The organism is Paenibacillus sabuli, from assembly GCF_014705605.1.
Taxonomy (GTDB): Bacteria; Bacillota; Bacilli; order Paenibacillales; family Paenibacillaceae; genus Paenibacillus_D; species Paenibacillus_D sabuli.
The window spans coordinates 1-11,820 of the sequence record NZ_JACXIZ010000079.1; the positions used below are offsets into that span (position 1 = coordinate 1).

General features: G+C 58.6%; 11 protein-coding genes, 8 tRNA genes and 1 rRNA gene. 6 read left to right on the forward strand and 14 right to left on the reverse strand.

Going from position 1 to position 11,820, the window contains the following annotated elements:
• Nucleotides 1-572 (forward strand): hypothetical protein (locus IDH44_RS25760; protein ID WP_190921695.1); only part of this gene is annotated, 572 nt, incomplete at its 5' end.
• A gap of 326 nt (nucleotides 573-898) precedes the next feature.
• Here the strand turns inward: IDH44_RS25760 and IDH44_RS25765 are convergent.
• Entirely contained in the window at nucleotides 899-1,774 is an 876-nt protein-coding gene (locus tag IDH44_RS25765) for a hypothetical protein (RefSeq protein WP_190921696.1), read from the reverse strand.
• Nucleotides 1,775-1,806: 32 nt separating this feature from the next.
• The gene (locus IDH44_RS27290; protein ID WP_190921697.1) at nucleotides 1,807-2,625 is read right to left on the reverse strand and encodes an AraC family transcriptional regulator; all 819 of its coding nucleotides are present in this window, start codon (nucleotides 2,623-2,625) and stop codon (nucleotides 1,807-1,809) included.
• A 127-nt stretch (nucleotides 2,626-2,752) separates the two neighbouring features.
• Between IDH44_RS27290 and IDH44_RS25775 the strand changes: the two genes are divergently transcribed.
• Complete coding sequence (locus tag IDH44_RS25775; RefSeq protein ID WP_190921698.1) at nucleotides 2,753-4,078, forward strand: FAD-dependent oxidoreductase; 1,326 nt, start codon at nucleotides 2,753-2,755, stop codon at nucleotides 4,076-4,078.
• Between the two features lie 103 nt (nucleotides 4,079-4,181).
• Here the strand turns inward: IDH44_RS25775 and IDH44_RS25780 are convergent, their stop codons facing one another.
• A complete protein-coding gene (locus IDH44_RS25780; RefSeq protein ID WP_190921699.1) occupies nucleotides 4,182-6,161 on the reverse strand; it encodes an FAD-dependent oxidoreductase in 1,980 nt (659 codons plus the stop codon).
• Between the two features lie 192 nt (nucleotides 6,162-6,353).
• Between IDH44_RS25780 and IDH44_RS25785 the strand changes: the two genes are divergently transcribed.
• Nucleotides 6,354-7,151, forward strand: coding sequence for a helix-turn-helix domain-containing protein (locus IDH44_RS25785; RefSeq protein ID WP_190921700.1), 798 nt, complete (start codon nucleotides 6,354-6,356; stop codon nucleotides 7,149-7,151).
• A gap of 71 nt (nucleotides 7,152-7,222) precedes the next feature.
• Here IDH44_RS25785 and IDH44_RS25790 read toward each other — a convergent pair whose 3' ends face one another.
• Nucleotides 7,223-7,888: a Rossmann-fold NAD(P)-binding domain-containing protein gene (locus IDH44_RS25790; protein WP_190921701.1), complete on the reverse strand. Its 666-nt coding sequence runs from the start codon at nucleotides 7,886-7,888 to the stop codon at nucleotides 7,223-7,225.
• A 22-nt stretch (nucleotides 7,889-7,910) separates the two neighbouring features.
• Complete coding sequence (locus IDH44_RS25795; protein ID WP_190921702.1) at nucleotides 7,911-8,837, reverse strand: tyrosine-type recombinase/integrase; 927 nt, start codon at nucleotides 8,835-8,837, stop codon at nucleotides 7,911-7,913.
• A 270-nt stretch (nucleotides 8,838-9,107) separates the two neighbouring features.
• Between IDH44_RS25795 and IDH44_RS25800 the strand changes: the two genes are divergently transcribed.
• From IDH44_RS25800 to IDH44_RS25810, 3 genes are all read left to right on the forward strand, one after another.
• A complete protein-coding gene (locus IDH44_RS25800; RefSeq protein WP_190921703.1) occupies nucleotides 9,108-9,311 on the forward strand; it encodes a cold-shock protein in 204 nt (67 codons plus the stop codon).
• A 106-nt stretch (nucleotides 9,312-9,417) separates the two neighbouring features.
• Entirely contained in the window at nucleotides 9,418-9,696 is a 279-nt protein-coding gene (locus IDH44_RS25805; RefSeq protein ID WP_190921704.1) for an HU family DNA-binding protein, read from the forward strand.
• 51 nt (nucleotides 9,697-9,747) lie between these two features.
• Complete coding sequence (locus tag IDH44_RS25810; RefSeq protein ID WP_190921705.1) at nucleotides 9,748-10,734, forward strand: fatty acid desaturase; 987 nt, start codon at nucleotides 9,748-9,750, stop codon at nucleotides 10,732-10,734.
• A gap of 138 nt (nucleotides 10,735-10,872) precedes the next feature.
• Here IDH44_RS25810 and IDH44_RS25815 read toward each other — a convergent pair.
• The 9 genes from IDH44_RS25815 to IDH44_RS25855 form a co-directional block, all read right to left on the reverse strand.
• Nucleotides 10,873-10,959 (reverse strand) — tRNA-Leu (locus tag IDH44_RS25815).
• A gap of 34 nt (nucleotides 10,960-10,993) precedes the next feature.
• A tRNA-Leu gene (locus tag IDH44_RS25820) sits at nucleotides 10,994-11,077 on the reverse strand.
• A gap of 9 nt (nucleotides 11,078-11,086) precedes the next feature.
• Nucleotides 11,087-11,162, reverse strand: a tRNA-Lys gene (locus IDH44_RS25825).
• A gap of 7 nt (nucleotides 11,163-11,169) precedes the next feature.
• A tRNA-Gln gene (locus tag IDH44_RS25830) sits at nucleotides 11,170-11,244 on the reverse strand.
• A gap of 7 nt (nucleotides 11,245-11,251) precedes the next feature.
• A tRNA-Val gene (locus tag IDH44_RS25835) sits at nucleotides 11,252-11,327 on the reverse strand.
• Between the two features lie 33 nt (nucleotides 11,328-11,360).
• A tRNA-Glu gene (locus IDH44_RS25840) sits at nucleotides 11,361-11,435 on the reverse strand.
• 10 nt (nucleotides 11,436-11,445) lie between these two features.
• Nucleotides 11,446-11,518, reverse strand: a tRNA-Thr gene (locus IDH44_RS25845).
• Between the two features lie 5 nt (nucleotides 11,519-11,523).
• Nucleotides 11,524-11,599: transfer RNA gene (locus IDH44_RS25850), tRNA-Asn, on the reverse strand.
• 128 nt (nucleotides 11,600-11,727) lie between these two features.
• Nucleotides 11,728-11,820 (reverse strand): 23S ribosomal RNA (locus IDH44_RS25855); the annotation flags it as partial.

The window sequence follows — 11,820 nt, forward strand, 5'->3', positions numbered from 1 at the left end:
TGTTTAACGAGCAGCTTGAAGCCATTATGACTCAGGTGGAGGAGATTCTGGAGGGGATCCCGGGAACGACAGAAATGCTGACCATACCGGGGGAGACCGTCATCAAAGTTGCCGTCCCAGGCGGCACATACAAGAATAAAAAACTCTCGTTGCAAGCCACAATCACGGAGGAGCAGTCGTATACCTTCTTCCTGCTCCCGTCATCCATGGGGGGCCCTCATTACTTCGGAGCAGGCGTGCCGTTCATCTTTGCCGAAGATACGCAGGGCTTGACCGCGGTTAGCAACGATTCTGAATTTAGCGCCCTATTTCGTGACGACCCGCTAACTATAGAGCAGCTACGGCAAAAAATCGCTGCCACTCCACAAAAATGCTTGTTAGCGACAAACCGGGAGTGCACTTACACGATCAGCGACTCCCTTACACGACCAAACTTTCCGCTCGCAGCTCCCAGCGCGGGGTCCGGCGGCATGACGGCGGTCGGACGGCCACATTCGTGCCGTCAGACAAACGTGGACAACGGCACGCGACAGCGCAAAAACGCGGCAGATCAGCGAGGGCGTCAACTGTAACGGTCACCACGGGCGCTTAGCGCCTCAATCGGAAGCGTGCGCGGCTGTAACGGTCATACGCGACGCTTAGCGGGCATTTGAGCCTGCTAGCGGAACCAAGATTCCCGCTAAGCGTCTCTGTTGTCCGTTAGACGCGGAAAGGAGCCCGAAAAGGGCTCTAAGCGTCTCTCATGTCCATTAGAGCAGAATCGCTGTGTCGGGGGCCGCCTTAGGAGCTCTGCCGTGGGCCACTCGTGCTCGCAGCGGGTTCACTTCACTCAGCGCATGCAAGCAGAGCGGGCTCGCAGCGGATTCGCGCAGCGCATGCGACCGGAGGCGGCTCCTCATCATCCTTGGCCGCGCCGCTTGCGCTTGCGGCTCCGCCGCCACAGCCACAGGCCGAGCAGCGCCGCCAGCAGGCCGCCCAGCACGGCGGCGAGTCGTCCGATATGCGGCACGGCGACCTCCAGCTCGAACACATTCGGGCGCGTCAGCGACAGGTCCCAGCTCAGCTTCCCGCCGTCTGCGCGATTCGCATTATGCGAGAGCGGCGGGATCGGCAGCGACAGCGTGACGTCGAAGTCGAACTGGCGCAGCATCATATTGAGCAGCATCTCGGGCACGAGACGATCCGCCGCCAGCGGACCCAGCTGCTCCTGCACATCGAGCTCGGCGCGTACCGCATAGACGGTGTACAGCCAGCGGTCCTTGACCGTCACCATGTCCGAATCGCCCAGGCTGAGCGCGCGCAGATCGTCGACATGGCGCGAGAGCCGGTAGACCCGCATGCCGTCCTCCGTCGATTGCTCGGCCTGCAGCTCCCAGCGCCGCGCGAGCTCGTCCACGCCTTCGCCGATCGTCTCCAGCGGCAGCCAGCGATTGTGCTCGTCTAGCTCCAGCCGCATCTGCAGATCGCCGCTACCGTCGCGGTGGATGTCCACCTGCGCGCCGCCGCCCGCGCAGCCCGCAAGCACCAGCATCAGCGTCAGCGCGGCGAGCAGCGGCGCGACGCGTGACCGCATGCTGCCTGTCCTATAGCTATCTGCCTCGGCTTCCCGCATCCGTCCGGGGCGACCGTCCTGACGCCGCCCCCAAGCTGGCGCGCCCGCATTCGCTCCCCTCATCTCTCGCGCCGGCCGAGTCGGCCGAGTCAGCCGCCCGTGCGGCCCATCCGTGCCGTATGCATCCACTTGATGCTCGTCCTGCCATTGCTTCTTCCTCACCGCTTATGTCCTCCCTGTAGTATGCTCCTCGATCAGATGCGCCGCTGCTGCCGGTATTGTCCCGGCGTCTGTCCGGTGATCCGGCGGAACAGCCGACTGAGATAAAAGCCCGACTGGTATCCGCAGCCGAGCGCGATCGCCTCCAAGGGCAGCTCCGTCTCCGCCAGCAGCTGCATGGCCCGCTCCATGCGCAGCGCGGTCAGCTGCGCCAGCGGCGGGCAGCCCCAAGCCTGCTTGTAGCGCCGGCTGAATACCGAGAGGCTCATCCCGCATTCTTCCGCAAGCGCCTGCAGACGCAGCGGCTCGAATGCGCGCATCTCCAGCTGCCGCCGTGCCTGTGCCATGACAGTCGAGACGCCGCCGGGACTCGCCGCGCGTACAGGATGGAGCGCATCGCACACCTGGAGCCACAGATCGGCGACATAATGCTGGGTCCTTCGAATCGACCGCGCCTCCCGCTGCGGCCAGCTATCCTGCAGCATCCGGTACGTCGAGGCGAGGCGCGATACGTCGCGCGGCGCCACCTTGCCGCTGGGGATTGCCTGCAGCAGCGCTTCGTCCGGGGCGTCCCCGGATGCGTCCTTCCAGCCGAGCTGAATCACGAACAGGCTGACCGGACAGATGACCGTGCGGTCGAAGCGGCGGTCGGGCGGACAGAGCACCAGATCGCCGAATGCCGCGACTCCCTCTTCAGCCCCGATACGATAGGAGAATTCCCCCCGCTCCGCCGCGAAGATCAGCCAGTTCGGATGACGCTTGCCACTGGCGACGAAGCGTTCGCGCCGCTCCCAGCGGTGCACAAAGTCCAATTCCGGCACCAGACTGTCCAGTCCCAAACGCTCCTCCTCCACCCGGCATCCCTCCGCCCGCTCCGTACAGCACGGAAAATTTGGTTATAGCGTAGCACAAAAACAGACATGTTCCCAGTGCACAAGCACGATTAAAATGAAAAAAACGCAATGAAAGGGGAACTCCTCCATGTCTGAACCATTCGCTGCCGTCCATCACTTGACCGCCCATCTACCACTGAATGCCGCTGCGACGTACGATGTCATCGTCTGCGGCGGCGGCGCGGCCGGCGTCGTCGCCGCCATCCAGGCCGCCCGTCTCGGCGCGCGCGTCGCCCTGATCGAGAAGACCGGCATGCTCGGCGGCACCGCCGTCACCGCGGCCGTCGACTTTCCCGGCCTGTTCCACGCCTGGACGAAGCAGGTGATCGCCGGAATCGGCTGGGAGCTCATTGAGGAGACTGCCGCGCGCGGCGGCGCCGAACTGCCCGACTTCGAGGTCCAGTATCCGCATCGGCGTCACTGGATGCATCAGATCCGAGTCAATCGCTTCGTCTACAGTACGGTCATGGATGAGCTATGCGTCGGCGCCGGCGTCGACCTCCATCTGCACGCGCTGCCCATACGCGTCGAACAGGACGAAGAGGGCTGCACAGTCATTCTTGGAGGCAAGGATGGCCTGCAGGCGCTGCGCACCCGCAAGCTCGTCGACGCGACCGGCGATGCCAATGCCGCAATCCTGCTCGGCTATGCTTGCGAAGAGAGTCCCGTACAACAGCCTGGCACGCTGATCTATGCGCTCGACGGCTACCGTCTTGAGGATGTCGATCAGCAGGCGCTACTGCAGCACTACCGCGAAGCCGCCGCCGTAGGCGAGATCCGCATCACGGATCATCGCCCTGCCGATCTGCCGCTATGGAGCGAGCTCAAGACCCGTGGCGGCAGCGCCAACCACATCCCGGCCCCGGGCGCGGCTTCTTCGACCGGTCGGACCCGCGCCGAGCTGGAGGCGCGACGCTCGCTGCTGCGGGTACGCTCGCTGCTGCGCCGCGTGCCTGGCCTTGAATCACTGCAGGTCAGCTTCTTCGCACCGGAGTGCGGCATCCGCGAGACGAGGCGCATCGTCGGCGAACAGACGGTAACCGTGGATCGATACACGAGCGGGTATGTCTGGCCCGATGCGATCTGCTACAGCTTTTACCCGATCGATGTGCACAGTGATCGCGACGGCACGATCGACGTCCGCCCGCTGCAGCCTGGTGTCGTCCCCACGCTGCCCTATGGCGCGCTGGTCCCGCGCGGCAGCGATCATCTGCTGGTCGCCGGACGCTGCATCGCCGGCGATCGCGAGGCCAATTCGGCCTATCGTGTCCAGGCCTCCTGCATGGCGACTGGCCAGGCGGCGGGCGCGGCTAGTGCGCTGGCCGCCGCCGAGGGCGTGTCGGTGCGCGAGGTCCCGCTCGCCGCGCTTCGCGCTGCGCTGGCCGCGCACCGTGCTATCGTACCGCCCGCCTGACAGGGCGGCATTCAAAAAGCCGGGAGCGGCGGCCTCCCAAAAAGAGAAGGCCCTCACTCCCGGTATGTGTGGCGCAATCCATGCGCAAGCGGCGGCTGATCCTCTACGCCTCGCGCGACTGCTTCAGCAGCGTATACAGCACCGTGCAAAATTCGCCTACGCTCACGCGATCGTTCGCCTCATCCCCTGTCTCGTGCCCCGCCGCTGTCTGCGCCGCAGTCTGGGCGTCCGTGCCGCCCCCGTCCTGCTCATCAAGGCCAAGCGCCTGCCTGGCCGCAAGCTGCCACCGCCTCAGCATTTCTCCGGTCAACAGCGGATGCGCGGACCAGTAGTCTTCCGGCAGCGGCTCCGCAGTCGGGATGCACGGACCCATATCGACGCCCGCTGGCAAGACGCGTGCCGAGGCCGGCAGAGCCGGCAAACGCCGGCCGCCGGTCAACTGCCGCGCCAGTGCCGTGAGGCGCGCAGCTTCGGCGACCGTGATCGGCGCTTGCGGTATGGCGTGCTCCGTCGTGAAGGCTCCTTTCGTACCGAGATATTGGATCGCTCGTCCTGCCGGACTGAGCGGATCGACATCCTCGAAGAACATGATCAGCTGCCGCTGTTCGAGCAGCTCGTCCTGCAAGCGATCGATGTCCACCTCCCGCTCGGGCAAGTCCGCCTCCAGCGCCAGATCGGCCGCGACGCCGGCCGCATAGCCAAGCTGCATCCAGCATGGCTCCATACGGATCGTGCCCAGTCCCATATGCGTCGCCGATACCGCCACCGGCACGAGCAGGCCGTCGACGCCCAGCGGTACCATGACCCCGTATGGAATCTGATAGATGCGCGTGATCCAGCGCAGACCGAAGAATCCGTCCAAGGCCAGATCCCGCCCCTCCGGTTCGCGCTTGCGGACGGCATGCGAGTCGATCGGATACGCGCCGACGGCGACGCTGTCGTAGTGGAGCGGGGACCGGCCCAGGCCAGGCGCGAGCCGGGCGTCATTCTCGGTGAAGACATACTCGCCCTGGATGCGACGTCCCTCGCGTACATACAACTGCGGCGGGAAATGGTCGCTGTCGGGGAACTCGTCGGCCGCGTACCCCCATTCCGACGCCTCCGCGCGGAAGGTCTCCGGCAGCGCCTCATCCTGCTGCAGGAACCAGAGCAGCCCTTGCAGATAGCTGCGGTGACGCGCCACGACGCGCTCGCGCTCCTGCCGGTCCCCTTCCAGGTAGGTGCCATTCTCCTCCGGCAGATCGCTGGAGCACATGCAGTAGTGATGGTTGTTCGCGTCGGTCTTGCCATTGGGGACCGGGAGAATATTGAGCACCTGACGAATCGAGGCCACCCGCCCTTCCTCCACGTCTGCGATCAGACTGACATAGTCCTCGCGACGATAATCGTCCGGCCGCCTCACCGGCACACGGTTCGCCGCATCCCGGGTCAGACAGAGCCGATAATTATAAGCCTGGATCCGTTCATCGCCTTCTCCGGTGCTGCCCGGCATGACTTCCTTGGACGGATGAAAATCCATATACAGCTTGCCGGCGTATTCCTCGTTCCACACGTCGCGGGACTCGCGTCCGAGCCAATACGGGACGCCCGCCGCAGCGGCAAGATCGCCCTCGTAGGTGCCGTCGATGAAAGCCTCGGCTTCCCACTCTGCCGCCACGCCGCCCTCGGCCAGCGCCGAGGTGCGCAGCATCCGGAGACGTCCGTCCCGCACGGTCGCCTCCTCGAGCGCCGTGTGACAATACACCTTGATCAGCGGCTCCGCCCCCAGGATCTCCCAGAGCAGCTTCAACGCCACCGACGGCTCGAAAAACATGCCGCCCTTGCAGTCCTCCACCTGCTGTGAGTCCGCCCCGTAGCGATCGGTGTAGTATTGCAATACCTTGCCTGCGAATTCGCGGTAAATGGCACCGGCCGCTTCCAGCCAGTCAATGTCGGTCCGCCCGAGTCCGCTCGTCATCATTCCCCCGATACGCGCAGCAGGCTCCAGAAGCGCCGTGCGCCGACCGCGCCGCGCCGCAGCCACCGCAGCCCCTATCCCGCCCGGCGTAGCACCATATACAATGACATCGTACTGCTGATTCATACCTGCATCCCTCCAGTTATGTGAAGCGCTTACGTCTCATTATAAGCACCATACTCCGGAGGCTCCATGCAGAAATGGTGCCGATGGATGCACTTTTTTTCCGTGGATGTGTTGAGGCGGAGCGCGTGAGCGCGTACAATATAACAGAAACGAGAACCGCAAGCATGGCAAGCGGTTAAGGCGGGGGCGCATATGGAATATCCGATTCAGGAGGCATTTTATCACTACGATGAACACAAGGCAGCCTTCGTCAAGCCTGTAGGCTGCGACCCGGCGCGCTGGACGATGCTGGTGCTCGAGCAGGGCAGTTTCGCTTATCGCATCGGCTCCGAAGCCGGTACCGTCAGCGCCGGACAGGCGCTGGCCTGTCCCCCCGGCTCCGAGCTGGAACGTCGTGCGCTAGCGCCGATGACCGTGCATTACTTGGGCTTTGTCTTGTTCGGACATGCAGCATCTCCGCATGCCCGTCTGGCAGATTGGGTAAGCGCCGGACATCACTTGCTCACACCTGTGGACCGCATGCGCTGTCACTCGACCCTGCGGCATTTGAGCCGCACCCTGGGCAAGCACGATCCCGACGCCCAACTGCTGCGGACCCACTATATCAACGATCTATGGCTGCTGCATGGCGAGACGTTCGTTGCGGCAGAGCCTTCGCGCACTCCGCCCGATGCCGTCATGCGAGAAGCCAAGCGCTGGCTGGACGAACATGCGTTGCGACCACTCCGTCTCGAGGATCTTGCCTTACGCCTTGGCCTGAGCCGCGTCGCCTTTACCCGCCAGTTCAGCGCCAGTTACGGCAGCTCGCCCAAGGCCTATCTGACCGAGCTTCGGTTGGAGCAAGCCAAGCGGCTGTTGCTCGACACCGACTACACCCTCGACCATATTGCCGGGCTTTGCGGTTATGACAATGGCTATTATTTCAGCCGCGTATTTGTCAGGCAGGAGCATATTCGTCCGTCCGAGTATCGACGCACTTACCGGCTGTAAGGCCAGGCCTTTCTTCATGCGATGAATCATTCACGCCTCGTAGCGTTAACGTCCCTAATTATTCTCGTCCTTCAGGATTTATCATATTGCCCGGCCAGCATCGCGATCTGCGGAGACGGGATTAACGATAGTCCATTCCCTGTACCGAGGGCAGCATGCGCCATCGCTTGCGCGACTGCGCTGCCGGCAATCGGCTTTGCCTTTCCCATCAGGGCATCGGGGATCCACCGGGCGGCTACGGTCGCCATATGCTCGCCGAACCGACGCTCTTCTCGTTGTCCGAGCAGCAGCGACGGGCGAAACACTTCCAATCGGAGCAGATCCAGCTTCGCGAGCGCCTCCTCCAGTTCGCCTTTGACACGACTGTAAAAGAACTTTGAACGTGGATCCGCCCCCATTGCAGATACGACAAAAAAACCCGCGGCGCCGCCTCGCTGAGCAAGTCTGCCCAGTGCCAGCGGGTATTCGAAATCAACGCGCCGAAAGTTTTCCTTGGAGCCGGCTTTTTTGATGGTTGTGCCCAAGGCACAGAATATAGCCGCATTCCGAAACCATTCCGCCGGCAGCGCGTCCAGCCGATCGAAATCCACAACTCGCTGCTCCAGCTGGGCGTGGCGTGGCAGCACCGGCCGCCGAACAAGCGCTGTTACCGGTCCGAACCGCTCATCCCTGCAAAGCGTATGCACCAGTTCACGTCCGACCAGCCCGGTAGCGCCAGCAATGATCGCATGAACCATGACTCATCCCTCCCTCCGTTGCTCAATCTGACTGCGCAACCGCCAACGCTCCTTCTACGTGCGCCGGCTCCGGCTGTTCGTAACCTGGGCGATAATACAGCATGGTCGTATTCACGCTGTCATGCCCCATGATTTGCGACAAATATGGCAAGCTGGTGCAAGCAGCCATGACATAGCCGAACCGATGCCGCAAATCATGGGCGCGCAGCCCTTCCAATCCGGCGGCTTTCGTATATTTTTGAACCAGATGCCGCAGCGCACGCTCTGACAATCGACTTCCCGTTTTCTCAGACCCAAACAAATAATCTGAATCGGGAGGCAGGATGGACACATATTTCTCCAATTGCTCGACGCAAGGACTCGTCAAAGGCACATGGCGCGATTTGTGACGCAGACCTTCGCGCACGTTCAGCGCATTGCCGCTCCCCTGAATCAATATGTCTTCAAGCAAAAGATTGCAAACCTCCATCGGACGCAGCCCAGTGCTTAGCATCACGAGCATGATCGTCTGATCGCGAACGGAGCCATGCTGCAAAACAGCAGCAAGCAGTGTTTCCTCTTCAGCATCGGTAATCTGCCGCGGACTCGTTTTTTCCTCCGGTATCAATTTAACGGTCAGGGAAGGATCGCGTTTGACGATCGCTTCCGAATGCGCCCATTCAAAAAATTGTTTTAGTGTGATGAGGCGTCGGTTAATTGTAGCTGGCTTTAATCCCATCGTCTCTTGCATCGTTGTTCGATAGGAATGAATCGTGGAGGGAAGAAGCTTCTCCATTCGGATGGGGGTATGGACGGGAAATTCTTTCTCCAGCCAATGCATAAAATGTCGCATATCACTTTGGTATTCCCTTAGCGTTCTGGGACTTAGCTTTCTAAGCTTGGAGATCGTTTGTATGAATTGTTGCGTGAGTGAAGCGGCCTGCTGGGATATCATAAGCGCTTCTTTCATTGCGCAGTACCTCCAAAGCTTTTGACTCCGCCGAAGGGCGGCGCCAGCCCGTTTTGCCTTGAAAGTATAGAAAGCAATTGATATCGCCTATACTTTTCTAACTTTCTCGGAACGAAACTTGCGCGCCGCCAGAGAGGATGGCGCCAGCCGTTTCGCCTTGACTTAAATTAGCGGACATGGTATTCTAATCTTAACCGATACATTAGCGGACATCAAGATTGTCTTTTGTTTTTTCTAATGCTCGAGTTAATACGTTTATGGAGGCTCTTAATGCAAACAGGTGTAGTAAAATGGTTTAATGCCGAAAAAGGCTTTGGTTTTATCGAAGTCGAAGGCGGCGACGATGTATTTGTTCACTTCAGCGCGATTCAAGGCGAAGGCTACAAATCGCTGGATGAAGGTCAACGCGTTGAATTTAACGTGACACAAGGCACGCGCGGCCCGCAAGCCGAGAACGTTACAAAAGTATATTAATTCTTAAAGCTGCTCGAAAGGGCAGCTTTTTGTTTTTTACAACAACAGACACGACAATAGATGTTGTCTGGTATTGAAATACACCCAATAAATGAGGGATCCGAGCATGAATAAGAATGACCTGGTCGAAGAAGTAGCTAAAGTTAGCGGCTTTTCGAAAAAAAATGCTGAAAAAGCGGTAACCCATGTGCTGGAATCTATTTTTGATGCATTGAAGCACGGAAAAGAAGTTCGCCTGGCTGGCTTCGGTAAGTTCGATGTGCAATACCGCGAAGCGCGCGTAGGCAGGAATCGAAAATCGGGCGAACAGGTCGAGCTCCCCGCTGGAAATATACCCGTTTTTACCGCAGCTGTTGATCTAAAAAAAGCGTTGAACCACGGTTGACGGGACCGACATATAAAAGGATTTCCCCGTTGTTATTGAAAGGGGCATGCAATGGAATCTGTGCAAGAGTTTACACAATGGAAAAAAGAAATGGCGAAGTATAGCAAAGCAGATATTAAAAAAAGCATCTGGCAGTTGGTTAATACGATTATCCCTTTTGTTTTGCTTTGGGGGTGCGCCTATATCAGTTTGACAGTCTCGATCTGGTTATCACTAGCCTTGATCGTGCCGGCCGCCGGCTTTTTGATTCGAATCTTCATTATTTTCCATGACTGTTGTCACCAAGCCTTTTTTAGAAATAAAAAAGCCAACGAAATTGTGGGTACCTTAACCGGAATCCTTACGTTTTTCCCATTTGGCCAATGGAAGAACGAACACTCCATCCATCATGCTACGAGCGGCAATCTATCCCGTCGAGGCATCGGGGATATCTGGACGCTCACGACCGAGGAATATGCCGCACTGCCGTTCCACAAGCGGCTCGGGTATCGCCTGTATCGCAATCCTTTTATACTGTTTGGATTGGGCCCAATCTATTTATTCTTGTTTGCCTATCGGATGAATCGCAAGGAGGCCAAGCAGAAGGAGCGTTGGAACACGTATTTGACCAATATCGGACTGCTCGCCTTGATGGCTTTGCTTGGCTGGACACTGGGGTGGCAGGAAGTGTTATTGATTCAGGGCGCAATTCTTTACCTGTCTGGGGCAGGTGGCATTTGGCTGTTTTACGTCCAGCACCAATTCGAAACGACCTATTATGAACATGCCGACCAATGGGACTATATCAGTGCCGCTGTTCATGGCAGCTCTTATTATAAACTTCCGCCTATCCTACAATGGATAACCGGAAACATCGGATTTCACCATGTGCATCACCTGATGCCTCAAGCCCCTAATTATTACTTGCAGCGCATACACGAAAGCCATGCCTCTTTAAAGAACGTACCGGTGGTTGCCATGCGATCGAGCCTCCAGGCGCTTCGGTATCGCCTATGGGACGAAAAGAGCAAACGCTACGTCGGGTTAGAGATGAAATAGATATAACTCCATTAAACATTTTATAAAGGCAGGGTCCGTATACGGACCTGCCTTTTGTGTAACAATCAAAAGCCATTTGAACCCAAAAAAGCTCTCATTCCGTCATAATGACGAATCAAGAGCTCGGATAGATAAAACTGGTGCGGTCGAGAGGACTCGAACCTCCACGGTATTGCTACCACTGGAACCTGAATCCAGCGCGTCTGCCAATTCCGCCACGACCGCATATGAAGTTGTCTTGCACTACACCAATGAAAATTGGTGCGCATGGAGGGACTTGAACCCCCACGCCAAAGGCGCCAGATCCTAAGTCTGGTGCGTCTGCCAATTCCGCCACATGCGCAAAACAAACTGGTGAGCCATGAAGGACTCGAACCTTCGACACCCTGATTAAAAGTCAGGTGCTCTACCAACTGAGCTAATGGCTCATGTGAATGGCTGGGGATATAGGATTCGAACCTATGCATGACGGAGTCAAAGTCCGTTGCCTTACCGCTTGGCTAATCCCCATTAAAAATGGTGGACGCTGAGGGGATCGAACCCCCGACCCTCTGCTTGTAAGGCAGATGCTCTCCCAGCTGAGCTAAGCGTCCACATGGGGTGAGGCTATACTCTTGAAAAGAATATGGTGACCCGTAGGGGATTCGAACCCCTGTTACCTCCGTGAAAGGGAGGTGTCTTAACCCCTTGACCAACGGGCCATGTTGCCAAAGCTCTCAACCGGGATCGAACCGGTGACCTCATCCTTACCATGGATGCACTCTACCTACTGAGCTATGAGAGCATGTGTGGCTCCCCGAACAGGACTCGAACCTGTGACAACTCGGTTAACAGCCGAGTGCTCTACCAACTGAGCTATCAGGGAACGATGTAGCGTAGCTTGTGTTCGTTTCTTGCGAAACGAAGCTTGGTGCGCTTATACTGCCAAGCGCAGCTTACACGCCTGAAAACCGGATGCGAAATGAAGCAAGTTACTTTAGCGAAGTGTTGCATCAGGATAAGCCCTCGACCGATTAGTATTCGTCAGCTGCACGTGTTGCCACGCTTCCACCCCGAACCTATCAACCTGGTCGTCTACCAGGGGTC

What these genes read in the sequence shown, in the direction of transcription:
- IDH44_RS25775 (WP_190921698.1), top strand. Translation starts at nt 2,753, where the DNA reads ATGTCTGAACCATTCGCTGCCGTCCATCACTTGACCGCCCATCTACCA.
- IDH44_RS25780 (WP_190921699.1), bottom strand. Translation starts at nt 6,161, where the DNA reads ATGAATCAGCAGTACGATGTCATTGTATATGGTGCTACGCCGGGCGGG.
- IDH44_RS25785 (WP_190921700.1), top strand. Translation starts at nt 6,354, where the DNA reads ATGGAATATCCGATTCAGGAGGCATTTTATCACTACGATGAACACAAG.
- IDH44_RS25790 (WP_190921701.1), bottom strand. Translation starts at nt 7,888, where the DNA reads ATGGTTCATGCGATCATTGCTGGCGCTACCGGGCTGGTCGGACGTGAA.
- IDH44_RS25795 (WP_190921702.1), bottom strand. Translation starts at nt 8,837, where the DNA reads ATGAAAGAAGCGCTTATGATATCCCAGCAGGCCGCTTCACTCACGCAA.
- IDH44_RS25800 (WP_190921703.1), top strand. Translation starts at nt 9,108, where the DNA reads ATGCAAACAGGTGTAGTAAAATGGTTTAATGCCGAAAAAGGCTTTGGT.
- IDH44_RS25805 (WP_190921704.1), top strand. Translation starts at nt 9,418, where the DNA reads ATGAATAAGAATGACCTGGTCGAAGAAGTAGCTAAAGTTAGCGGCTTT.
- IDH44_RS25810 (WP_190921705.1), top strand. Translation starts at nt 9,748, where the DNA reads ATGGAATCTGTGCAAGAGTTTACACAATGGAAAAAAGAAATGGCGAAG.